Genomic DNA, 22,489 nt, shown 5'->3' with positions numbered 1-22,489 from the left:
ATGCATTGTACTTTATAATGACTCAGGCATCAACATGAGAAAGCATACAAAGTATTGTAAGGGGAGAACAGGGTTGAAATTGATAAGTCGTTACATTATGATGCTGTTGGCCTTTGTCGTTTTACTGACGGCAGCCGTACCTTCGGCGCTTGCAAGTGGAACTACGGGTAATTCAGGCAGCAAAAAACTGGTGCTTGGCACAAGTGCCGACTTTGCACCATATGAATTCCATAAAGTCATCAATGGCAAAGATGAGATTGTAGGATTTGATATTGCGATAGCCAAAGAAATTGCTGCCGATCTGGGCGCAGAGCTCGTCATTGAGGACATGGGCTTTGACGGTCTACTGCCTGCCTTGCAAAGTGGCCGTGTGGATCTGGTCATCTCGGGCATGACACCGACAGAGGAGCGCAAGAAAAGTATCGACTTTTCAAATACCTATTATAAATCGAAACAAGTGATTATGGTCCGGAATGAGGATAAAGACAAATATCCAACAATGACCGAGCTGGAGAATGAAAAGATCGGTGCACAAAAAGGTTCCATTCAGGAAACGATCGGACAGAAGATTCCGGGAGCCAAGCTGACTTCTCTGGATAAAATCTCGGATATTGTGCTGCAGCTGCAAACCAAACGGATCAACGCTGCAATCGTTGAGGATACCGTTGCTGCAGGTTATTTGGACGATGCGATTGGACTTGCTCCTGCAATTCCGGACGAAGAGCAGGTGGAAGCCGCAATCGGGATTCGTAAGGGAAACACGGAATTGCTGAAAGCAGTTAATGGTACGCTTGAACGGCTGAAAAGCGAAAACAGAATCGATCAAATGGTTACGGAAGCCAGTCAGTTGATGGCTGACCGGGAAACCAAAACGCCAAACATTTTTGAAGTGTTCTGGCAATATAAAAGTTTTTATGCGACAGGTGTTGGTTACACCCTCTTGCTGTCTGCACTTGGCGTCATATTTGGGGTGATCATCGGATTGATCATTTGCCTGTTCCGAATGCATGACCTTGCGATCCTCCGCTGGATCGGTACTGCCTACGTTGAAGTTATTCGGGGTACGCCGATGCTGGTTCAATTGATGATTATCTATTACGGTCTTTCCCTGACCTTCGGAATTAACTTCTCGGCGCTGCAAGCGGGTATCATTACCCTTTCGATTAACAGTGGTGCCTATCTTGCCGAGATCTTCCGTGCGGGTATTCAAGGTGTCGATCGCGGTCAACTTGAAGCAGCTCGTTCCCTGGGGATGGGGAAAGGTGCAGCGATGCGGTTCATTATCCTGCCACAGGCTTTCAAAGCAGTGCTGCCTGCCATCGGTAATGAATTTGTGACCATTATTAAAGAATCGTCCATTATCTCGGTCATTGGTATGGTCGATATCATGTACCAGGCAAGTGTAGTCAAAAACATTACGTACCAAGGAATGAATCCGTTCCTTATTGCGGCAGCCATCTATTTTGTATTGACATTCATTTTGTCCAAGCTGCTGGGTCGACTGGAAAGGAAGTTGAGTGCAAGTGATAGACGTTAGACAATTACACAAATCCTATGGAAAAAACGATGTGCTTAAAGGCATTAATGTAACAATTGGCAAGGGTGAGGTCGTTGTAGTCATCGGTCCTTCCGGATCGGGTAAAAGTACCTTCTTGCGCTGCCTCAACCTGTTGGAGCAGCCGACCTCAGGCGAAATTGAGTTTGAAGGTGTGTCGATCACAGATCCCAAACACAACATTAATGCAACGCGGGAAAAAATGGGGATGGTATTCCAGCATTTTAATCTGTTTCCGCATAAAACCGTACAGCAAAACATTACGATTGCCCCAATCAAGGTTAAAAAGCAGTCAGCACAGGAAGCAAATCAGATCGCTGCAGACTTGCTCAATACCGTTGGTTTGTTCGATAAGAAGGATTCATATCCGAATCAGCTGTCTGGTGGACAGAAGCAGCGGATTGCCATTGCCAGGGCACTCGCCATGCAGCCCCATGTAATGCTGTTTGACGAGCCAACGTCTGCGCTTGATCCTGAAATGGTCGGGGAAGTGCTGGATGTAATGAAACGTCTCGCTGAAGGCGGTATGACCATGGTTATTGTCACTCACGAAATGGGTTTTGCCCGAGAAGTTGGTGATCGCATCATCTTTATGGATGGTGGCGTAATCGTGGAAGAAGGAACACCTGACGAAGTGTTTGGACACCCTAAACATGCCCGTACACGGGATTTTCTGGGCAAAGTGTTGTCATAGACTTTCCTTGAAAAGTCGACGGATAGCCTTTCATTTTTCATCATTAATCATAAATATTTAATCAAACAGCCTTGTTAACTATACTGTTAGCAGGGTTGTTTTTTGTGAGCTGCATAAGCATGGATTTACATAAAAGTAACGTTTCTGTCATTGTTGAAAGCTGCTTTTACACACCCATTTTCTGAAAAAACCTTATAAATTCAGTCTCATCATGAACTGAACATACCATTTGGTAACATTTACTACGGACCCTGGTTACAAAATTGTGATATATTGATTCTGCCGAAACTTCCTGAGCAGGAAGTGTGGAGGATGTAATGATGCAAAGCGTGTACGGGGGAAGATTGAAATTACACGCTGCTAGGGGTGAATTAGGGGTACATAACGCATCACCAATGTAACAGCGAACCTATAGGGTGGTTTCCTCCATCCGAATCCGACAACTAACTTCGCAGGCACAATGAGGGAGGAAGACCATGATTAAGAAGAGAAGTATAGCCAAAACAGCAACAGCCCTGCTGACAGCAGCAATGCTCATCCAGGCCGTTCCAGCTCACGCTGATTCTGTTCACGTGGCCAAAGAGGGGGATACCTTCTACACCTTATCGAAAAAATATGGCGTTGGACTTAACACACTTATCAAAGCTAACAATGACATTTCGCCTTACAACATTTATGGTGGTTTGAAGATTACCATTCCTGGCAAAACCAACACGGTCAAGGCTGCTGCAGCCTCTAAGAGCTCATCCGCGGCGAAGACCATCACGACAGCAAGTCTTGATGTAAATGCAGATGACAAAGTCGTTCAAGCCTGGGGTAAAACGTTCGACTATAGTAAGGCAGTAGAAGTGAAAGCAACTGCTTACTCTGCAGATGCCTCTGAAAATGGGGGATGGGGTGCTGTGGATTACTTTGGTAATCCGCTCGAATTGGGCACTATCGCCGTTGATCCAAGTGTTATTCCACTGGGAACAAAAGTACTGGTTACAGGTCACTCCCATCCGGGACTACCAAAGCAAGCATTTGTAGCAACTGCGCGTGACATTGGTGGAGCCATCAAGGGAAAACGAATTGATATTTTCATTCCTGGCAGTCAGAAGTCTGTGAGCACATTTGGTTTTCAGGACGTTGAACTTTACATTTTAAAATAATATAATCATCCACAATAAAGGTGTCCATTAGTCATGATGATCGTGACTGAAGGGCACCTTTTGTCTTGTATCTGCAAACTCAAGTTTGCGTTCGTTTGCAGATACATGTTTATAAGTGACAGTTACTTCGGACATTATTTGCTCTTGGGCAGCTGCAGCATCTCGTCCAAGGTCACCAGATTGAATCCCCGACACCGCAACTCATCAATAATTTCCGGTAGTGCCTCTAATGTACCGGACAGGTTGGAACCCACACCGCCTCCGGCATGCTGGAGAATGATGGAACCCGGCTTGACCGCAGATAACACATTTTGCTTCACCTGGTCCTTGTTAAGACCTTTCCAATCCAGTGAATCCACGTTCCAGTTTACGATACTGTACTGCTGTCTGGCGGCCCATTGCAGCTGTTTTTCGTTAATGTCCCCGTATGGAGGACGAATCATCTTCGGTGTGTACCCGGTCAGTTTATGAATAATGTCGCCGGTATGTAGGATCTGTTTACGAAAAGCGTTGAGAGACAGCTTACTGAATTCAGGGTGGTTGTAACTATGGTTTCCAACAATATGGCCTTCCCTAACGATTCGTCTGACGAGGTCGGGATGTTTCTCAGCGCGGTTGCCCACAATGAAAAAAGTAGCCTTTACTTTGTATTTTTTCAATATATCCAGCACCTGTGGGGTGAACCTTGGATCAGGCACATCATCAAAAGTCAGTGCCACTTGTCTGGTAGAAGGGCCATTGGTTTTGAATGTGTCCGCATATTTCTGCCTTAGCTGACCCAGTGTCAGCTGTTCATCTTCAGATAGATCGGGTTTTGCAGCAGGCAGACTGTCCGGAGCTGAATTAGCCCTTAGATGTCCAGGAGAATAACTTCCACTCAGGATCAGGACCAGCATGGAAAGTACGATGAGGCGAATTCGCATGATACAGCCTCCTTTTCAAAATTGCGTTCTCTTTGGTATGCCCTTGGCGTTGGTTCATTATGCATGATGTGAGAAGTTTCATTGTCCAATCTGATCCATTGGGTTCATAATTCCACCATTACATATACACACATAAAGGATGGGTGGACTAATGAATGCTTATGATTTAAATACGGTTCGTTTACAGGTAATTGATGCAGGAGAGGATAAGATATTTTTGGTCACTGGTGGGAAAGCTCATATTGGGGCTGTAGCAACCTTTTATCCGGAACGTGAACGGGTGGTCGGAACTGCAATCCACATTCCGGGCCATAAGGAACAGGAGCTATGCGAGCGGCTTGCACGCAAGGCTGCGAATCATCTCAAGGTAACCGTGACTGTTGTAATGGGCATTCATTTCGACGCCATTACACGCATGCAGATTGATGAGATCGTGCTGACGGCAGAAAAGCTGCTGGACGATCATTTAAACCAGGCAGATGTAACAACATAGTAGATTTTGGAAGGCAGAGCATCGTGTTTTAAACTTTTTTTTGGTAAAATTGAAACGAGTGAAAGATTACCACGTATGTATGTTTATATACAAGATGTAATATCGACTAGGAGGAATACCATAATGTCCATGTTCAAACGTTTACGTGATTTAACGATGTCTAACATTAATGCCATTATTGACAAGGCAGAAGATCCAATCAAGATGACGGATCAATATATCCGTGATATGCAGGAAGATTTGGAAGATGCCGAGAAAGCTGTAGCTCAACAAATCGCTATTGAGAAAAAATTTAAGCAGCTGTTCGAAGAACAGGAAGCTTTGGTGAAGAAGCGTGAGGAGCAAGCTCATACTGCAGCACGTGCACAGAACATGGATCTGGCACGCCGGGCTCTGGAAGAGAAAAAAGCGGCAGAAGTGAAAATGGCGGAATACAAAACAAGCTATGATCAGAACAAAGCATCTGCAGACAATCTACGCGGCAAGCTGGATGAGATGCGCAAGCAATTGACACAGATGAAAAACAAACGTGAGACATTGGTTGCACGTTACAACGCTGCCAAAGCTCAAACTGAAATCAACAAAGCATTGAACGGATTCAGCTCCGACACGGCTAGTGCGGGCATGAAACGCATGGAAGAAAAAATGATGCAGATGGAAGCACAGGCAGAAGCCAGCAATGAGATGTCGTCCAAAGGAAAATCACTGGATGAAGAGTTTGAGAAACTCGGCAAGGATCAGGCCGTTGAGGATGAACTGGCTGCGCTCATGAAGCAATACGAAAATAAGAATTAAACCTTGCACCTGAAGCAAGGTTCATCAGCGGAGGAGAGACCAACGTTTCTCCTTCGCTTTTAAATGCGGTTCATGTTGATATGTGGGGGCTGTGTAAATGGATTTGAACATTTTGGCGATGCTGGTCTGGACTTTATCTGGTTCGGTTTTGCTTTTTGTTTTGATGTATGTGGACTCGTTGTTTACGAAGTATAAGGATTTTGCAGAAGTTAAAGCGGGGAACATGGCGGTTACGACACGGATGGTCATGAAGCTGTTTGCTCAAGGGTATGTACTTGCGACTTCCATTTCGACAGCAGGTCACCTGGGTGAAGCATTGCTTGTATCCGTTGTTTCATTTGTCATCCTGCTTATTCTGGAGAGTGTAGTGCACTTTATGATTCGCAAGTGGGCCAATCTGGATCTGGACACGGGAATACAACAAGGGAAGACAGGGTACGGTTTGTTCTCCGGTGCTCTGCATATCGTGGGTGCATTAATTATTGCAGCTTGTTTATAAGATAATGAACGGGAGTAATGGGTATGAGTGTATGGAAACGGATTAAAGGGATTCTGGCTAAGCCCGAACCGCCGCAGGCGGAGAAAACGATGCTGGATCTTGCACCTGGTGACATCTGTGAAGTCTCACTTGTAACATATGAAGTCGTGGGACGGGTGCATCACCGTGCGCGAAGAGCAGTGGTGCTAACCTTGCAGGATGGCACAACCATTAGACATTTGCATGTTGAAGAAAGAGAAATGACACATTACGCCCTCTATACACCAATTGACGGCCGTCTTGACGCACCGGATGAGGTGCCGACGCTGCTCGATCTGGATGGACGCGCCTATCATCTGGAGGAAGAATATGGAGGAATGGTTACCACAGCAGGCAGGACACCTTATGGTCAGGGTGGGGAGCAATTGGTTTGGCAGTACCAGTCCGATGATAATATGCTTCTGCGTGTGGAATGGCAAGACAGAAGATTTACTCTGTATGAAGGTGAGTCCATTCTTCCTGCGGATATCAAAGTGATTCGTTCGAGCTAGGAGAGGTTCCAATGAAAAAGCGCATGGCACTTGGATTAAAATTAATGCTGGTCCTCAGCCTTGTCATGTCCCTGTTGTCCGCGTGCGGGATGCCTTCCGTTCAGGACACTTATCCGCTTGAGTCTGTAAGTGGCAGTGGCAATACAACATCGTATGTGTATCGGGCTGCCGACCGCTCTGTTCCTGAAGTTGCACAGGAGTTATCCGAAGAGCGTAGACCTGATCAGATCTCGGCGGAAAATGAAGAGCGGATGTTCCTGGTATATCAGGACCAGTATTATCATTTGCAGCAAGATCCAAACAAGAAGGAAGACACCTTAATTGAAGTGGATTCCAAGGAATATGTTCGGCAGAATTACGATTCCTCTTTTCTACAAGGATATTTGACCGCAACGCTCATTGGCAATTTGTTTGATTCCTTTGGCGGAAGCGGGTACGGAAAGTACAGAGGATACACAGATCGTGATACGTACAAACCGAATCAAGGTACTTATCGTGCACCAACAAGCAGTGACAAAAAGGCCGCTCCGCCTATTACAGTCGACCGAAAAGGGTCGATTACCCGGCGGGGAGGGGATACCGATACAAGTGTAGGTTCAGGCGGGGGCTTGTTTAGCCGCAAAAAAGAACCGAGCACGGGTACGGTTGAACGGAATAAGAGTGGAGGCTTGTTTGACTCACCAAAAAGCTCTTATAAGAAACCCAAAACGAGGGTAGGCGGGGGACGCATCAAGAGGCGAAGGTAATCATGATTCGGCCCGTCTGAACAATCCATACAGAACAGCCACGAGGTAAGGCAGAATGAACCCTGCCATGCGCAAGCAAACCTTGTGGCTGTTTTTTTATATATATTTTAGTAAGGAAAGGACCAACGTATGATTAGGATCTGCGAACGTGATTGGACTTGCGTGTCCGGGGTATGGTGGAAGGAGGCTGTTTACGAATCCAGCGGATATAAGGGGCCATTCGTTCATTCTCGCGCAGTGCCTGTAGATCTCTAAGGTTTAGGCTCATAATATCTTGATTGGTAAATAGCGAGTGGATTTGTTTATGACACGGAATACATAGATTGGCGGTAGGCATGAACGTTCCGCCCATTTCTTTGGGTGTGAGATGATGGACCGTCGTTTCGACAGGATCTCTACCGCACAATTCGCATCGGTTACTCATGATGACCCTCCATTTCTTCATCTCTATTATGGGCATGATATCGCACTTTCATGTTCCCAGCCGGGCTTTTACTTGTCACACCTTAGCTTTCACGCTACACTTTCTTAAACGAGTTCTGTCCCAAGGAGGTTTTATCCATTTTGAAAATCAACTCCCATTCAGATGACATCACCAGTCCCAAATTTAATCGTACAGCAGTTCAGGTCGAGGCTGCACAGGCTAAAATTTCACCCCATGTTACTGCAATTGCGATTGAGAGAGTCACCCTGGAATCGGCGCATGGGCGAACGCTTGCTGAAACGATTCATGCCCCGCATCCATATCCCTTTTTCCGGAGATCCGGGATGGATGGCTATGCGATTGTGAGCAGTGATACCGTCAATGCGTCCAGCGACCAACAGATCTGGCTGCGTGTCGTTGATGAAATTCCATGTGGATATACATCGGATCAACCGATTGTTCCCGGCACCACCGCCCGAATTATGACAGGTGCGCAAGTACCTGATGGTGCCGATGCGGTTGTCATGCTGGAGATGACCGAAAGCAGGGAGCAGGATGGAGAACAATGGATTGCCCTTAAGCGTCATATCCAGCCTAACGCCAACATTACGCCAATCGGATTGGAAGTTCAGGAAGGTCAGCTATTGCTTGAAGCCGGAACGATTATTCAGGCAGGAGAGCAATCGGTACTGGCTACTTTTGGGGTTGCCCATGTCCCGGTGTTTCGACGTCCGAAAGTCGCCATTTTTGCCACTGGAACCGAATTGCTGGAGGTAGACGAGCCTTTGCAGCCCGGACGAATTCGCAACAGCAATAGCTATATGCTGCGTTCCCTGGTCACGGAGGCAGGTGGAGAACCTGTCATGTATGGCTCCATAGCGGATGATGTGGATACTGCACGTGCGAAACTGGCAGAAGCGGTTGAAGATAACGATATTGTGGTGACCACTGGCGGTGTATCGGTCGGCGATTATGACATCATGGGTGATTTGGTACGTGAAGGAAATATGGAGATGCTCTTTAATAAAGTGACGATGCGTCCAGGAAGTGTTACAACAGCAGCCGTCGTGAATGATAAACTGCTCTTTGCACTATCCGGTAACCCCGGAGCTTGTTTTGTTGGATTCGGTTTGTTTGTCCGGCCAACCATTCGTATGATGCAAAATGATGCCAACCCTTATTTGGAAGAGTGGACAGCGATCCTGGATCAGGAATATACGAAAGTAAACAACTTTACCCGGTTTGTACGGGGGCGCACGGAAATTCGGAATGGAAGGGTATATGCGATGCCTGCTGCGGCTCGAGTGGATGAGTCCAGTGTCATGATCACGATTAAAGATAGTGATTGCCTGATTATCATTCCACCTGAAAAGAAAGGGATTCCTGCAGGAGAACAGGTACGGATTCTTAAGCTACCCCATGGGCAGGTGAAGTAGGATATGGGCAAAACAAGTCCTGTTCCACCATACATTGTGCAGATTGTAGGCTACAAAAATACGGGCAAAAGCACATTAACGGCAGAACTCACCCGATATTTATCGTTAAAAGGACTGAGGGTCGCTGTCATCAAGCATGATGGACATGATCATTTCCAGATGGATCATGAAGGAACCGATTCATACCGTTTTAATCAGGCGGGTGCTTCTGCTGTAGTTGTCATGTCGGATAAGCGAACGGCCATTATTGAACAACAGGCAACCACTTTGGAGAATATGTTAAACCATCTGAACCATTATGATTGGATTCTGATTGAAGGATACAAGTGGGCGAACTATCCCAAGCTGGTGATGATCCGCGAAGATCAACATTTGGCCATGCTTGAGAAGCTGCATGGAGTGATGGCTGTCGTTTCCTGGCTGCCAAAGGATTCACTACATTTAGTGGGGAACGGCCATGATCCGTTAAAAGAAGTGGTGTGGCATTCAGTGCATGAGACAGGGCTTATCGCTGAGTGGCTGTTAAAAAGGGTGAATTAGACTGAAATCATGCTGAACAAATAGCGGATTCTCTTATGGTGTGTGTAACCAGGAGAGAATCCGCTGTTTGATTTTTTTGGTGATAACCTGCTTAAGATCCCGTATCTTCAGAGCGACGTTCAATTGCTTCAGACATCGTTTTGTCGGTGAGATGCGCATAGATTTCGGTCGTTTCCGTGGAGGCGTGTCCGAGCTGTTCCTTCGTTTTATAGATATCATTTTGCAGATAGTAATCTGTCGCAAAGGAATGCCGCAGCTTATGCACGGTCAGATACGGCTTGCCAAAACATTTGGCATATTTCATGATCATCGCCTGAATCGCCCGTTTGGTCATTCGACTGCCTTCAGGCTCACCGTTACGCAGCGCAATGAATAGCCCCTTTTCCCGTTTGGGTGTACGGTATCGTGATTGCCGCAGGTGCATGTAGTTTGCAAGCTCATCCTTGGCCTGTTCTCTGAAATAAACAGGGGTTTTGAACGTTTCATCATTGTTACCTTTGCGGTAAACATATAACAGTTTATTGTTCAAATCCAGATCGTCAATATTCAGGTTAACCACTTCGGATACCCGCAGCCCTGAATTCAGAATAAGGCTGGCAATGCACGCATCCCGTTCTTTGTTGAGTTCATGCGAGTAGAGCGCTTGCTTGTTCTTCTGCATGTCGACAGCGTAACCTTCGAGGATGTATCCGATAAATTCAAGCAGTTCCTCATCTTCCAAAAGCTTCCCTTTCAGCTTCGCTGCCGTGTCTTTTGGCTTATGCGTGCGTTTAATCTCAATTTTGGCCATAATATTACGTTTCAGCAGCGGATAGAAGTCTTCATCTTCGGCAATTTGGCTTAAATAATGAAAGAGTGAGCGAAGGGAGGACAGTTTGCGGGATACCGTAATTCTGGAGTTGGCTCCTTCACGCTTGGTCGCCAGAAACAAACGGAATGAAGTGACCGAATCCATACGTAATACCTCAAGTTCAGTTAATGTTACGTCTTTATTGGACTCAGCCTGGGACAATCCTTCCGCGCGCAGCCAACTGAAGAAGGTGTCATAATCCCTTAAGTATTCAAGCAGGGTGGATGGTGATAAATCGGGAAGCTTATAGTCAATGAATTGCTGAACGAACCAAGGCATGGAAGGCAGTTTATCATCCAGCTTGCGTCGATCTATCTCTTTTTGCACATTGGTCAAGTTCGGCACCTCCTAATCAGTTCATTCTACAAATTAGTCTATATCCTAGTGTACCATAATTTGCTTGGTCACAGCCTGTTCACGGAACAGGAGCAGGCGAGGGCTGCTTCCTTGCCCTTCCGCGTACAAACCTTTAAAGTAATTGTTATAAGCAGAGCAGAGGAGGTGAACCGGATGAATATGAGATTAGAGCTGGTTCCCCGGGAACGGAGTCAGGTGATCCGGCATTTGATGCAATTTTATCTGTATGATTTCACCAAATATTTAAATATTGATGTGGACAGCAACGGTATTTTCCCGGAGTATCCGGGTCTGGAGGCTTTTTGGGAGGAGGAGGGCCGCAAATTTGCTTTTCTGATTACGAGTGAAGGGGCACCGGCAGGTTTTGCGCTGGTAGAACGTTTCGAGCCTGGCAGCAAGGATAATGATTATTATTTGACTGAGTTTTTTGTCATGCAAAAATATCGGCGGAGCGGAATAGGGACTCAGGCAGCACACGAGCTGTTTAATCGTTTTCCGGGACGCTGGAAAGTGACGCAGGTACGCAATAATGTGATTGCGCAGGCGTTCTGGAGAAAAGTAATAGGGGCTTATACGGGAGGCCGATTTCGCGAAAAATTTCACCCGGAGTTGGGTAATCCAAGCCAGTTTTTTGTAACGTGAACATCAGGCTCGCGAGCTGATCTGCAGCTTGAATACATATTTGAATGGATAGAGGAGTGTGTGGCATGAACGGACCAACATTTCATCTGGAAGGACAGACTGCACTGGTCACCGGTGCGGGAAGAGGGATCGGAAAGGCGATAGCCATCGGACTGGCGGAGTCGGGATGTGATGTTGTTCTCATATCTCGTACGATGACGGAAGTCGAGGAGACAGCTGCTTTAATTTATGAGCAGACTGGCCATAGAGCCATAGCTTTTAGTGCTGATGTGACATCCAGAGAGCAGCTGGAAGAAGTCTTTCGTGAGACGATCGCCGAACTGGGAAGACTGGATATCCTTGTTAATAATGCCGGTATGAACATTCGGACGCCAGCGCTTGAAGTGACGGACGAGCAATGGGAAACCATTATGCAAACCAATTTGAAATCAGCCTTCATGGCTTCACAGCTGGCCGGTCAACACATGAAGGAGCAGGGCAGCGGTAAAATCATCAACATTTCTTCAGTAGGCGGGCACACAGCTTTGCGTACAGGCGTTGTCTATGGAGCGACCAAGGCAGCTCTTATTCATATGACGAAGGTCCTTGCCATGGAATGGGGGAAATATGGCATTCGTGTAAATGCGGTAGGTCCATGGTATTTCCGTACACCGCTGACCGAAAAGCTGCTGGATGATCCGCAATATTTGCAGGAAATTGTAAGTCGAACACCCCTTCAGCGAGTGGGTGAGCTGCAAGAGGTAGTTGGACCTGTGGTCTTCTTGGCGTCAGACGCTGCAGGATATATGACGGGCCAAACTCTGCTTGTTGACGGGGGCATGTCCATTTATGGATTCTAAATAATAGAGAAATTAACGGTAAAAAGTGGGTCCGATGCATTGCTGGCGGGTAATAACAAACAGAGTTGTCATTCTTTCATATAAGTTGTACCTATATTTACGAAGTCGGAGGAATCAATTATGGAACTGCGCGAATATGGAAACACAGGCATGAAAGTAAGCACTCTCGGGTTTGGCGGATCCGAAATTGGAAGCAATGTATCCAAAGGTGACGTGGAAACACTCCTGAATACCGCTTTGGATGCCGGATTGAACGTCATTGATACTGCCGAATGTTATGGAGACAGCGAGGAACTGATTGGAGACGTACTTTCGCACCGACGTGACGACTTTTATTTGTTTACCAAGTGTGGACATGCTGCCGGAGTGGATGGGCCGGATTGGGATCCCAAAGTGCTGGAGCAAACGATCGATCGCAGTCTAAGAAGGCTCAAAACGGAGTATGTGGATGTCATTCATTTGCATAGCTGTTCTGAAGAAGTACTTAGGCAAGGAGCGGTAATTGAAGTCCTCCAACGTGCCAAGGAAGCGGGAAAGACCCGGTATATCGGTTACAGCGGTGATACAACAGACGCATTGTACGCCATTGGAACCGGGGTGTTTGACAGTTTGGAAACTTCACTAAATATTGCGGATCAAGAAGCGATTGATCTGACATTGCCAGAGGCCAGAAAAAGAAACATGGGTGTAATCGCCAAACGGCCGATTGCCAATGCAGCCTGGACATATGACACGCTCTCCGAAGATGCCTATCCATTCGTGTATTGGAGACGGTTGCAGGAACTGGGCTATGGTTTCCTGTCGGGTGACAATGCACAAGCGGCGGTTGAAACGGCCTTGCGTTTCACGCTAAGTACGGAGGGCGTCGATACGGCCATCGTGGGTACAACCAAGCCGAACCGTTGGCAGCAAAATGCTGATCTGGTGGCCAAGGGCGCGCTCCCGCAGGAACTGTATGACGAAATCAGAACAAGATGGAAGGAGATCGCCGGATCGGATTGGACAGGCCGGACGTAACCTAAGACGTATCGAATGGTTCAAGAGAGAACCATCGATTTTGAAAGCCGCCGAGTGCGGCTTTTTTTAGTTGAATCTGGATTAAAAGGGAACAACTAAAACAATGAAAAGATAACTATTATATAATTTCAATATATGAAAAATTCACAATAATAAACACTCTTTACGCACTCACCATGGATATAGATACAGTGTATGCCTGTGCGAGGAAAAACGGGGAAATTTAAAACAAAATGAAAGAAGTCAAGTCTTTTTCCTAAATTAAATTTACCTCTAACAAGTCCCCTAGTCGTATAATAGAACTCATATGTTTAAATGAACATGAAAATTCAGGAAGGGTCAACAAGGGGGAACAGCATGGCATCACAGTTAAAACAAATTCATCCACTGGCGTGGACCATCATTGTGGGGACGATTTTTGGAAGGATGGCTACCTCAATGAGTATTCCGTTTCTGTCGATCTATCTGACGCAGCAGATGGGGGCGTCGCCAACGCAGACAGGAATTATAGTGGCGGTAAGTGCGCTGGTAGGAGTCTTTGCCAGCTTTTATGGAGGGTATATCTCGGATCGGATTGGACGTAAAAAAGTGTTGTTCATATCGGTTTTTGGCTGGGCTCTCGTATTTATTGGATTTGCTTTGTCCGACAAGATCTGGCTCTTTTTTGTCATGAACGCACTCAACGGCATTTGCCGGGCGCTGTTTGAACCGACATCCAGAGCATTGTTATCGGACATCACACCGCCGTCAAGCAAGCTGCTCGTATTCAATCTGAGGTATGCAGCGATTAATCTGGGCGTTGTGTTTGGGCCGCTCCTTGGATTGTACCTGGGGTTGTCGGATTCCAACGTATCGTTTCTGGTCGCAGGCGGAGTATACATAGCTTATGGCATCCTGTTAATTATTCAATTTATTCTTCATCCACTGCAATCGGGTGAACAGGGTTCGCGGACAGTAGAGCCGATCCGGTTAAAACAGGCTTTTCGCACAACGAGTGGTGATCCGGTCTTTATGTTTGTATTGATTGGCACGATCTTTTGTGTGCTCGGATATGGACATTTCAGCTCGACTTTGCCGCAATTTATGGCGATTAACCCGAATATGACAGACGGTGCGAAATGGTTTGGATACATGCTATCCTTAAACGCAGTCGTTGTCCTGGCCGTCCAATTTCCGGTGGTTCGGATCGCGAGTCGCTTCCCACCTGTGGTGCCGCTCATTATAGGCAATATTATGGTATCCGTGAGTTTAATGATGTTTGGCTTGGCGCAGAGCCCGTGGATGCTGGTGGCGGCAGTTGTCATTTTTACTGTAGGTGAAGTACTCATGTTCACGTTGATGGACGTTCTGGTGGACCGGATCGCGAAGCCGGAATTGAAAGGGACGTATTTTGGCATGATCGGGTTCAACAATCTGGGGAACGTCAGTGCTCCGATTCTAGGCGGTTTCCTGCTGGACAGCTTTGGTGCTAACCAACCTTTACATGTATTTACACCGATTGCGCTTAGTGCCGTATGCGGAGTCCCCTTCCTATGGATTGCTCATAAACGGATGCAGGCAAAAGGTCAAAAAGGTCTGCAACGATCGATGGAAGCTTAATTTCGATTCATATGGAAATAAAATCAAAAACCTTCAATTTACCTGAACGTGAATTTGAAGGTTTTTTTATGGATTCATACTATAATCTTTCAACATATGAAAAATTCACAATAGAAAAACATTTCTCGGACTTTGTATCTACCTACCACCAAGTTACATTTGCGTTTTCTCAATGTAATAACGAACTTCAAAATCAACACATAAAAGTCAAGGACCTTTTGTTTGACTGCTGTGTCGTACGTTCCTTTTGTAACAATAATCATTTTCTTAATCAATCTTACCTTGGAGAAGACCGCGATTGCGGCTTTTTAAGTTGTTCATGTTCAGTTCATATGGGTGTCACGGGCAGTACATCTTCATTCATTAAACAACTTCAATTACAGTCATAACAATGGTGTTTGCCATGCTTGCCCCAATGTCTGCAATGGCCGCCCCGGTTACGAGTAACGGTAGCAACCTTACGTATGATACAACCAAAAAAAACAGTTATCGAGAAAGCGAATATATTGACGGAGTCGTATGGCACGACAAGTTTGCAATATGCACTCATTGATGAGGGAGAAATCGTGGTTTCCGGACAGACTGGGAAAAATGATATCAACAACAGGGAACCAATCACTGCCAATACGATGTACGGCATCGGTTCAACCAGCAAATGGTCGTTACTGCCGCTGTAGGTACGGAAAAATTAAAATTCGTATAGGAAGACAACGGGAATACCTACTTGTGGTCCCGCTCGTATCAGTCCGTGCCCGGGCTTGGACAGATCGCCTCCTCGGAATACAAAGCTGAGAAGCTTGAAACCAATAAATTATCCGAAGATGTAACGGCTGCTTGGCAGAAGAGGGAAGGACAGATTTATTACTTGGTGAATGAGAAATACAGATCGATGGTATATGACAGTGCTACCCGGTTATTCATCATATGAAGGTCGCCTTTTTAATAACCTGTGGTAAAACTTTGTTTAGTTGTTCCGTCTAAAAATGGATGACCTTTGGCATGTTGTAACAAGAAATAAGAAGAAATTTGTGCACAACTATACATTCATTTGGGTAACGATTAAGTATGAAGTGAGTAGTACAGTCGAATACATATGTTATTATTTTTGTTGAGTTATGGAACAGCTTGGGGCCAAGAGTTACTTCACAGACATAACATGCAGGAAAATGAACAAGGAGGTTGACTCTATGGAGTTCACAATATTTGTAGTCGAAGATGATGATGCGTTATACGAAGCATTGAAAACAGGACTGGAAGCATGGGCGTTTCGGGTTACGAGGCCGGATAATTTTAACGAGGTCATGCGTTCGTTTCTTGATCAACAACCTCATCTCGTTATGATGGACATCACACTTCCTAAATTTGATGGTTTTCACTGGTGCAGGGAGATTCGCTCCGTATCCGAAGTACCTATCATTTTCTTATCCTCTCGCGATCATCCTTTAGATATGGTCATGGCGCTCAATATGGGTGCGGACGATTTCATCCAGAAACCTTTTCATACAAATGTACTGTATGCCAAAATTCAAGCTGTACTTCGTAGAACTTATGCTTACGGAGAAAGCCAGACCGATATTCTGGAATGGAATGGTGCCTTGATTGATCTGAAACGAGGTACAATTCGAAGATCAGACGAGGAGGCTGATTTGACAAAAAATGAATTTTTTCTGTTAATCACGCTCGTGAAAGCCAACAATGCGGTTATCTCGCGTCATGATTTGATACGTAAATTATGGGAAGATGAACAGTTCGTGAATGATAACACCCTAACTGCAAATATAACCCGTCTGAGGCAAAAGTTGGAGCCGCTTGGACTATCAGACGCAATCGTTACAAAGAAAGGAATGGGTTATATGGCCATCAGTTTATAGGAGGAATAGGTATATGTTCATGCGTTACTTGGTTTCAAGAAAAAGCTGGATCTTGTTGTTTGTAGGCTTACTAGGTTTGACCGATTTACTAATCTTACTTGAACAAGAATTGAGAGTTGAATTGACCTCTCTTCTCTATTTAAATGCTTTGTATCTTATTGGGTTTCTTCTGTTTTTTCTATGGCGTTATAAGAAAGAAACAAAATATATTACGGCGATTGCCAAGCTGCAGGAAGTCATGACCTCAGACTGGTTTGAAAACCTGCCTGAACCTGACAATGAACTAGATAGGGCTACAAACGAGTTGCTGAGAGAGACTGCTTATCAGTTCAAACGTAAACTATCCCAGTTTAAGGAAGCTCAATTGATTGAAAATGATTTTGTGGCCTCTTGGATCCATGAAGTTAAGACTCCTCTTACCGCGATGAAACTAATTTTGGACACGAGACCGAGTGATCCAGACATGCGAAGAATTGATTCTGAATGGCTGCGGATTCATTTACTAGTAGATCGTCAGTTACATATGACACGTCTACCCGCTTTGGAATCGGATTATAGGCTTGAACGAGTTTACATACATCGTCTTGTTGCAGAAGAGATTCGTGAACTGGCTCCTTGGTGCTTGGAGAAAAACCTGGAAATTGGTATCGAAGGTGCGGATGCCATGGTTGTCACTGACCGCAAATGGTGCCGCTTTATCATCCGTCAGTTATTGACCAATGCCATTAAATACAGTCCCCCGGATAAATCTCTTACATTCCAAACAGACGTGACGAAAAAAAATAATGTTATCTTAGACTTGATTGATGAAGGTCCGGGGATACAGCCACATGACCTGCCACGTATCTTTGATAAAGGATTTACAGGCGATAATGGACGGATTCATAACGCAGCTACCGGATTGGGACTCTATCTTGCCCAAACTGTAGCGGGTAAAATGGGAATAACGCTTCAGGTACAACCTGTCCAGTCGCAAGGTACGACGATGCGAATGACTTTTACGGATCCCAATACGTTTGAGACAATCCGAAGAGGACAAGAGGAAAATATCCCGTTATAAACAGTCAAGATTAATCTTGGCTGTTTTTTTGTGAACATGACAATCCTGTCACCTTCCTATTCAACTCGTCACCCAAAACGTGCGACAAGATGGGGGATACAAAGTAGACTTAACCTACAATCAAATTTTGGGAGGTACAACATGAATGAATGGAGTGAACAAGAAACAGTTTTACATGCCCGCAACGTTCACAAATCATATGGTACAAAGGGCGGTGCCCAACAGGTTTTAAAGGGAATAGAGTTACGTGTTCTTCGCAAAGAATTTGTTGGAATAATGGGGCCCTCCGGTTCTGGAAAGACAACATTGCTTAACGTTCTTGCAACTATTGATCGGACTACCGATGGCACGATTTTAATCGAAGACGAAGATATCTCTACCATGAACAATACCGCTCTTTCTGCTTTTCGGCGAAAAAAACTTGGATTCATCTTTCAGGACTACAACCTGCTTGATACCTTGACGGTAAAGGAAAACATCCTCCTGCCATTATCCCTTAGCAAAATAAGTAAAGAGCAGGCAGAGAGCGAATATATAGCCATTGCAGAAGTGCTTGGCATTGATGAATTATCACAAAAATACCCCTTCGAAATATCAGGTGGTCAAAAACAACGCACTGCGGCTGGACGGGCCCTCATCCATCAGCCTTCCATCATCTTTGCAGACGAGCCTACGGGAGCACTGGATTCCAAATCCGCTTCATCGTTATTGTCAGTAATGGAGGAGGTGAACCGGAAACGGAAGGTCACGATTATCATGGTCACGCATGATCCAGTCGCATCCAGCTACTGTAACCGCGTGGTGTTCTTAAAGGACGGGAAGATTTATTCCGAACTGTATCGGGGAGAGAAAACCAGACAGTCGTTCTTCAAAGAAATCATTGATGTGCAGGCTGTTTTAGGGGGCGACCATATTGACAGTATTTGATTTAGCACTACGCAGCATGCGGCAAAATGTGAAGCATTACTATTTATATTTCTTCGCACTTATTTTCAGTTTGAGTCTGTTCTTTGTCTTTTCTTCTTTACAGCATGATCAGCAAGTTCAGGCGATGATGGATTCAAGTGATAAATTTCTGGTAGCTTTTCAGTCTGCAGCAATCCTACTTTTTGTGATTATTGTAATCTTTACTGTATCATCTAACCAAATTTTTCTACGCCGGCGCAGCCGTGAAATCGGATTGTACCAACTCATCGGTCTATCCAAAGGCTGGGTTGCCCGTTATTTAGTCATAGAGAATATACTACTCGGTTTTGGTGCACTCATTGCAGGAATTATCTGTGGAGCATTGGTAGCCCGTTTGTTTGTCCTTATTCTAATGAAATTGCTCCGTTTGGATGGGATGCCTGCGATTGACTTTTCATTACCAGCAGCCTTCGATACGGTAATTGTCTTTGTTCTCGTCGTTGTTATTACTTCTGTTCAAATCATATACATGATATGTCGCAGTACACTTTTAAATTTGTTTCAAGCAGATCAGCAACCTGACTTATCCAACCAGCCTCCGTCAATCCGAGCATCTATTCTTACGGCTATTTATGCCATGCTTGGTATTGTGCTTCTTGGATATGGCTATGAATTATCGGGTCGGATGGTAGATGAGCAATTAGTTTTAAATTCATTCCTGGTACTTGTTTCAACTATTGCAGGAACATATATCTTGTTTCGTGTGACGATCAAATGGTGCTTCTCCTGGCTTCGCAAACGGAAAAATGGCCATCTTGGCTTGTATAATAGCCTGTCACTTGCTCCACTGATGCACCGGATGAAGGGTAATGCCAACTCGCTCACCTTAATTACAGTGTTGTCAGCTTTAACCATTACTCTAGTTACAATGGCTTATTCTATTTACTACTCCACGGAGAATACGGTCCGTATGGAGATGCCTTATGATTTCTCATTTGAAAACAGGAAGATGGATGCACAGTCGTTCATAACCGAGCTTGAGTGGGAAGGAATTAACTTCAGCTACCTACCCATTGAGGCCCTCCGGACTAAAGGTGTTATTCTTAATCCACTTGATGAATCCAGCTATATCGAGACAAACCTGTTGTGGCTTCCAGCCGAACAGCTTCAAAGGACAGATAAAAAGTTGCCCGTGCCTTCAGACGGCGAAGCGGTAGAATACAGCGTAACTGCTTATACTGCTTTTGATGACAGTGATTTCTCAAAGCGTTACCCAACGAATATTGAACTGATAACAGAGGGGCAGACGGTTAGTTATCCGTTAAAAGAACTGGTCGTGGCAAATCTCGTGAATTCCGATATATCCGGCAATCAGATTTTAGTGTCTGAACATACGTTAAGAGAAATTGAGGATAGCATGTCCAGTACTGCTGGTTATGAGAAAGTACAGATCGATACGTATCGTATATTAGACAAAGGAGATCTTGCTTTAGCTTCCTCCCTTTACCAGAAATATAATCCTGACGAACATTTTACGACCGACTTCTATGCACGATACAGACAGATGATTGAGATTTCCGGATTATTGATTTTTATCGCTGCCTTTCTGGGACTTGCCTTTCTGGCCTCTACCGGCAGTATCCTGTATTTTAAACAAATGACTGAGGCGGAGCAGGAAAAACAGAGCTTCAAGACGCTGCGTCAGCTCGGATTTGATGAGAAGATGATTATGAAGGGCATTGTGCGAAAGCAGATGGTAGTGTTTCTTCTCCCTTTATTTATGGGGGTGCTGCATTCGATCTTCGCAGTTAAAGCGGCTTCGTTTATTATTATTTCGGATATTACTATTCCAACGATTATTTCGATAGGAGCCTATGCAGCCATCTATTTTCTGTTCGCACTTTTCACTCTAGGTTACTATCGGAAAATTGTTAAACACGCTATGTTGTAACACTATTTTTCAGGAGGTGCATGATGAAGAAAACAGTTATTTTTATATTCATTATCGTCATTATCTGCTCGGGCTTATATATAACATTCAAACGGGAGTTTGATCAGTTCAACCCGTTATATAAGGAACAATATGTATACGCAGTAATCAATAAACCAGCCGAACAGGAAGGTAAAAATGAATGGATCCGCTACAGATATAATCTGAGCGGTTATACCGAACAGGGACAAAAAGAAGAGATTACATTCTCTTCAAGTAAAGAACTGGAGCAGGGTACGTATGTGAGTGTGCTTGCCAAGGGATCTTACACCAAAAAATGGATATTAATTCAAAGAGAAGACATTCCGGATAATGCGTTTAATGCGTTAAATTCCAACTAATTTGGTCATACTTAAACTGCGACTCCAAAGTAACTGTGACAGCTATTTTGGAGTCGCTATTTTAGTATGTTTGTTTAAAAACAATTCATCTAATCGCTAGTAGAAAAACATTCATCTCTGATCTAATTAAGCTATCGGGTAAGTACCTATGATAGAATTAATAAGGCTTAAATTGAGCAATCGTGGGGGAACAGAAATTGAACAAAACGGAACGGCAGCTTGCAATCACGCTTGAATTACAGCGAAGCAAAACGCTTAGAGCAGAAGATTTAGCTACCCGGTTTGAGACAAGTGTACGTACGATATATCGGGATATTCAAGCACTAAGCGAAGCTGGGGTGCCAATTATAGGAGCACCTGGCCAGGGTTATTCCCTAATGGAGGGATATTTTCTTCCCCCGGTCAGCTTCACAGCAGAAGAGGCAGTATCCCTGCTAATGGGGGCTGATTTTATTGAGCAGAGGTTGGATACAGATTACGGTTTGAAGGCTAAGTCCGCTCAACGCAAAATTGAGGCCATTTTGCCGGAATCCGTTCGTAACGAGTCTACACGTGTTCGGGAAACGATGCGACTGCTTCATACAGTGGAACCGTTAACTGATGAAATGATTAAACCGTATCTTAACCAAATACGTAACGCCATACTGGAACGGCGTAAGATCAGTTTTATGTACCTCAAAAAAATGCCGGGAACGGATGGCACTCGGAAAAATAAGCGTGAGGTTTCTCCATATGGATTGACGCTGCTTCATGAAAATTGGGTTCTAATCGGACGCTGCGACATGCGTCAGGATATACGTCATTTCCGCTTGTCCCGGATGACCGGGCTTTCCGTTTTGGAGGATCACTTTCTTTTGCCGGATGGGTTTGACCTGAGCAGCTATCGACCTCCTGACGACCGAAACAAGCGAGTATTAATCAGGGCAAACCCTGAAATAGCCGACAAGATCATAGAGGCGGTTCATTTTTATATTGAATCCATAGAGGACCACAAGGAAGGTGTGAATTTCCACTTTCGTGTCCGGTATCCGGAGGAACTATTGCATCATTTCCTTGGCTGGGGTGGAGATATTGAAGTAATTGAGCCGAAGTCTCTGCGCTTCCGAATTCAAGAAGTTGCGACAAACATTCTAAAGCACTACTGACATACCCTTGTCAGTAGTGCTTTTTTATGCTGTGGGTATACCCAAGATGAAGAGGAGTTGCTTGAAGGATGAGAAACACCATGGAA

The 22,489-nt window shown here is 45.0% G+C and carries 24 protein-coding genes, 1 pseudogene and 1 riboswitch; of the genes and pseudogenes, 22 read left to right on the top strand and 3 right to left on the bottom strand.

Annotated features, from left to right (window positions below):
- The first annotated feature begins 100 nt into the window (after positions 1-100).
- The 3 genes from HP552_RS29950 to HP552_RS29940 all read left to right on the top strand — a co-directional run bounded on the left by HP552_RS29950 (position 101) and on the right by HP552_RS29940 (position 3,400).
- Entirely contained in the window at positions 101-1,537 is a 1,437-nt protein-coding gene (locus HP552_RS29950; RefSeq protein WP_376768999.1) for an ABC transporter substrate-binding protein/permease, read from the top strand.
- Entirely contained in the window at positions 1,524-2,249 is a 726-nt protein-coding gene (locus HP552_RS29945; protein ID WP_175398993.1) for an amino acid ABC transporter ATP-binding protein, read from the top strand. The genes HP552_RS29950 and HP552_RS29945 overlap by 14 nt, the downstream gene beginning before the upstream one ends.
- A gap of 270 nt (positions 2,250-2,519) precedes the next feature.
- A riboswitch (cyclic di-AMP (ydaO/yuaA leader) is annotated at positions 2,520-2,723 on the top strand.
- 2 nt (positions 2,724-2,725) lie between these two features.
- Positions 2,726-3,400: a 3D domain-containing protein gene (locus tag HP552_RS29940; protein ID WP_175398992.1), complete on the top strand. Its 675-nt coding sequence runs from the start codon at positions 2,726-2,728 to the stop codon at positions 3,398-3,400.
- Between the two features lie 134 nt (positions 3,401-3,534).
- On the opposite strand, the gene HP552_RS29935 is transcribed toward HP552_RS29940, so the two are convergent.
- Positions 3,535-4,323, bottom strand: a complete 789-nt coding sequence (locus tag HP552_RS29935; RefSeq protein ID WP_175398991.1) for a polysaccharide deacetylase family protein — start codon at positions 4,321-4,323, stop codon at positions 3,535-3,537.
- 151 nt (positions 4,324-4,474) lie between these two features.
- On the opposite strand from HP552_RS29935, the gene lpdD reads away from it, so the two are divergent.
- The 5 genes from lpdD to HP552_RS29910 all read left to right on the top strand — a co-directional run bounded on the left by lpdD (position 4,475) and on the right by HP552_RS29910 (position 7,386).
- The gene (gene lpdD, locus HP552_RS29930) at positions 4,475-4,816 is read left to right on the top strand and encodes a prenylated flavin chaperone LpdD (protein ID WP_175398990.1); all 342 of its coding nucleotides are present in this window, start codon (positions 4,475-4,477) and stop codon (positions 4,814-4,816) included.
- 123 nt (positions 4,817-4,939) lie between these two features.
- A complete protein-coding gene (locus HP552_RS29925; protein ID WP_175398989.1) occupies positions 4,940-5,611 on the top strand; it encodes a PspA/IM30 family protein in 672 nt (223 codons plus the stop codon).
- Between the two features lie 97 nt (positions 5,612-5,708).
- On the top strand, positions 5,709-6,110 hold the full coding sequence (locus tag HP552_RS29920; protein WP_175398988.1) for a DUF350 domain-containing protein: 402 nt from the start codon (positions 5,709-5,711) through the stop codon (positions 6,108-6,110).
- 23 nt (positions 6,111-6,133) lie between these two features.
- Complete coding sequence (locus HP552_RS29915) at positions 6,134-6,640, top strand: DUF4178 domain-containing protein (protein WP_175398987.1); 507 nt, start codon at positions 6,134-6,136, stop codon at positions 6,638-6,640.
- 11 nt (positions 6,641-6,651) lie between these two features.
- Entirely contained in the window at positions 6,652-7,386 is a 735-nt protein-coding gene (locus HP552_RS29910) for a DUF4247 domain-containing protein (RefSeq protein WP_175398986.1), read from the top strand.
- A gap of 133 nt (positions 7,387-7,519) precedes the next feature.
- On the opposite strand, the gene hlpB is transcribed toward HP552_RS29910, so the two are convergent.
- Positions 7,520-7,810: an HNH nuclease-like protein HlpB gene (gene hlpB, locus HP552_RS29905; protein WP_175398985.1), complete on the bottom strand. Its 291-nt coding sequence runs from the start codon at positions 7,808-7,810 to the stop codon at positions 7,520-7,522.
- Between the two features lie 140 nt (positions 7,811-7,950).
- Here hlpB and HP552_RS29900 point away from each other — a divergent pair, with 140 nt between their 5' ends.
- Both HP552_RS29900 and mobB read left to right on the top strand, forming a co-directional pair.
- Positions 7,951-9,246: a molybdopterin molybdotransferase MoeA gene (locus HP552_RS29900; RefSeq protein ID WP_175398984.1), complete on the top strand. Its 1,296-nt coding sequence runs from the start codon at positions 7,951-7,953 to the stop codon at positions 9,244-9,246.
- Positions 9,247-9,249: 3 nt separating this feature from the next.
- On the top strand, positions 9,250-9,786 hold the full coding sequence (gene mobB, locus HP552_RS29895) for a molybdopterin-guanine dinucleotide biosynthesis protein B (protein WP_175398983.1): 537 nt from the start codon (positions 9,250-9,252) through the stop codon (positions 9,784-9,786).
- Between the two features lie 91 nt (positions 9,787-9,877).
- On the opposite strand, the gene xerS is transcribed toward mobB, so the two are convergent.
- Positions 9,878-10,972: a tyrosine recombinase XerS gene (xerS, locus tag HP552_RS29890; RefSeq protein ID WP_175398982.1), complete on the bottom strand. Its 1,095-nt coding sequence runs from the start codon at positions 10,970-10,972 to the stop codon at positions 9,878-9,880.
- Positions 10,973-11,146: 174 nt separating this feature from the next.
- Here xerS and HP552_RS29885 point away from each other — a divergent pair, with 174 nt between their 5' ends.
- From HP552_RS29885 to HP552_RS29830, 12 genes and pseudogenes are all read left to right on the top strand, one after another.
- The gene (locus HP552_RS29885; protein ID WP_175398981.1) at positions 11,147-11,635 is read left to right on the top strand and encodes a GNAT family N-acetyltransferase; all 489 of its coding nucleotides are present in this window, start codon (positions 11,147-11,149) and stop codon (positions 11,633-11,635) included.
- Between the two features lie 65 nt (positions 11,636-11,700).
- The gene (locus tag HP552_RS29880) at positions 11,701-12,474 is read left to right on the top strand and encodes an SDR family NAD(P)-dependent oxidoreductase (protein ID WP_175398980.1); all 774 of its coding nucleotides are present in this window, start codon (positions 11,701-11,703) and stop codon (positions 12,472-12,474) included.
- 120 nt (positions 12,475-12,594) lie between these two features.
- Entirely contained in the window at positions 12,595-13,491 is an 897-nt protein-coding gene (locus HP552_RS29875) for an aldo/keto reductase (RefSeq protein WP_175398979.1), read from the top strand.
- A gap of 357 nt (positions 13,492-13,848) precedes the next feature.
- Positions 13,849-15,090 carry an MDR family MFS transporter gene (locus tag HP552_RS29870; RefSeq protein WP_175398978.1) on the top strand — a complete coding sequence of 414 codons (1,242 nt, stop codon included), beginning with the start codon at positions 13,849-13,851 and terminating at the stop codon, positions 15,088-15,090.
- 424 nt (positions 15,091-15,514) lie between these two features.
- Positions 15,515-15,755, top strand: a pseudogene (locus HP552_RS29865) (serine hydrolase); the annotation flags it as partial.
- Between the two features lie 59 nt (positions 15,756-15,814).
- A complete protein-coding gene (locus tag HP552_RS29860; protein ID WP_175398977.1) occupies positions 15,815-16,018 on the top strand; it encodes a hypothetical protein in 204 nt (67 codons plus the stop codon).
- Between the two features lie 259 nt (positions 16,019-16,277).
- Complete coding sequence (locus HP552_RS29855) at positions 16,278-16,961, top strand: response regulator transcription factor (RefSeq protein ID WP_175398976.1); 684 nt, start codon at positions 16,278-16,280, stop codon at positions 16,959-16,961.
- A 13-nt stretch (positions 16,962-16,974) separates the two neighbouring features.
- Positions 16,975-18,021: a sensor histidine kinase gene (locus tag HP552_RS29850; RefSeq protein ID WP_175398975.1), complete on the top strand. Its 1,047-nt coding sequence runs from the start codon at positions 16,975-16,977 to the stop codon at positions 18,019-18,021.
- A gap of 141 nt (positions 18,022-18,162) precedes the next feature.
- Complete coding sequence (locus tag HP552_RS29845; protein WP_175398974.1) at positions 18,163-18,948, top strand: ABC transporter ATP-binding protein; 786 nt, start codon at positions 18,163-18,165, stop codon at positions 18,946-18,948.
- Positions 18,935-20,878, top strand: a complete 1,944-nt coding sequence (locus HP552_RS29840; protein WP_175398973.1) for an ABC transporter permease — start codon at positions 18,935-18,937, stop codon at positions 20,876-20,878. The genes HP552_RS29845 and HP552_RS29840 overlap by 14 nt, the downstream gene beginning before the upstream one ends.
- 20 nt (positions 20,879-20,898) lie before the next feature.
- On the top strand, positions 20,899-21,258 hold the full coding sequence (locus HP552_RS29835) for a YxeA family protein (RefSeq protein ID WP_175398972.1): 360 nt from the start codon (positions 20,899-20,901) through the stop codon (positions 21,256-21,258).
- A 197-nt stretch (positions 21,259-21,455) separates the two neighbouring features.
- Positions 21,456-22,403 carry a helix-turn-helix transcriptional regulator gene (locus tag HP552_RS29830; RefSeq protein WP_175398971.1) on the top strand — a complete coding sequence of 316 codons (948 nt, stop codon included), beginning with the start codon at positions 21,456-21,458 and terminating at the stop codon, positions 22,401-22,403.
- Positions 22,404-22,489 lie beyond the last annotated feature (86 nt).

It is taken from the genome of Paenibacillus xylanilyticus, assembly GCF_013359935.1.
In the GTDB taxonomy this organism is placed as follows: Bacteria; Bacillota; Bacilli; order Paenibacillales; family Paenibacillaceae; genus Paenibacillus; species Paenibacillus xylanilyticus.
Note: the sequence above shows the minus strand (reverse complement) of the source record. Positions and strands in the feature narration are given on the sequence as shown.

What these genes read in the sequence shown, in the direction of transcription:
- HP552_RS29925 (WP_175398989.1), top strand. Translation starts at nt 4,940, where the DNA reads ATGTCCATGTTCAAACGTTTACGTGATTTAACGATGTCTAACATTAAT.
- HP552_RS29875 (WP_175398979.1), top strand. Translation starts at nt 12,595, where the DNA reads ATGGAACTGCGCGAATATGGAAACACAGGCATGAAAGTAAGCACTCTC.
- HP552_RS29920 (WP_175398988.1), top strand. Translation starts at nt 5,709, where the DNA reads ATGGATTTGAACATTTTGGCGATGCTGGTCTGGACTTTATCTGGTTCG.
- lpdD (WP_175398990.1), top strand. Translation starts at nt 4,475, where the DNA reads ATGAATGCTTATGATTTAAATACGGTTCGTTTACAGGTAATTGATGCA.
- HP552_RS29870 (WP_175398978.1), top strand. Translation starts at nt 13,849, where the DNA reads ATGGCATCACAGTTAAAACAAATTCATCCACTGGCGTGGACCATCATT.
- HP552_RS29845 (WP_175398974.1), top strand. Translation starts at nt 18,163, where the DNA reads ATGAATGAATGGAGTGAACAAGAAACAGTTTTACATGCCCGCAACGTT.
- HP552_RS29835 (WP_175398972.1), top strand. Translation starts at nt 20,899, where the DNA reads ATGATGAAGAAAACAGTTATTTTTATATTCATTATCGTCATTATCTGC.
- HP552_RS29880 (WP_175398980.1), top strand. Translation starts at nt 11,701, where the DNA reads ATGAACGGACCAACATTTCATCTGGAAGGACAGACTGCACTGGTCACC.
- HP552_RS29885 (WP_175398981.1), top strand. Translation starts at nt 11,147, where the DNA reads ATGAATATGAGATTAGAGCTGGTTCCCCGGGAACGGAGTCAGGTGATC.
- HP552_RS29850 (WP_175398975.1), top strand. Translation starts at nt 16,975, where the DNA reads ATGTTCATGCGTTACTTGGTTTCAAGAAAAAGCTGGATCTTGTTGTTT.
- hlpB (WP_175398985.1), bottom strand. Translation starts at nt 7,810, where the DNA reads ATGAGTAACCGATGCGAATTGTGCGGTAGAGATCCTGTCGAAACGACG.
- HP552_RS29910 (WP_175398986.1), top strand. Translation starts at nt 6,652, where the DNA reads ATGAAAAAGCGCATGGCACTTGGATTAAAATTAATGCTGGTCCTCAGC.
- mobB (WP_175398983.1), top strand. Translation starts at nt 9,250, where the DNA reads ATGGGCAAAACAAGTCCTGTTCCACCATACATTGTGCAGATTGTAGGC.
- HP552_RS29855 (WP_175398976.1), top strand. Translation starts at nt 16,278, where the DNA reads ATGGAGTTCACAATATTTGTAGTCGAAGATGATGATGCGTTATACGAA.
- HP552_RS29915 (WP_175398987.1), top strand. Translation starts at nt 6,134, where the DNA reads ATGAGTGTATGGAAACGGATTAAAGGGATTCTGGCTAAGCCCGAACCG.
- HP552_RS29950 (WP_376768999.1), top strand. Translation starts at nt 101, where the DNA reads ATGCTGTTGGCCTTTGTCGTTTTACTGACGGCAGCCGTACCTTCGGCG.
- HP552_RS29935 (WP_175398991.1), bottom strand. Translation starts at nt 4,323, where the DNA reads ATGCGAATTCGCCTCATCGTACTTTCCATGCTGGTCCTGATCCTGAGT.
- HP552_RS29940 (WP_175398992.1), top strand. Translation starts at nt 2,726, where the DNA reads ATGATTAAGAAGAGAAGTATAGCCAAAACAGCAACAGCCCTGCTGACA.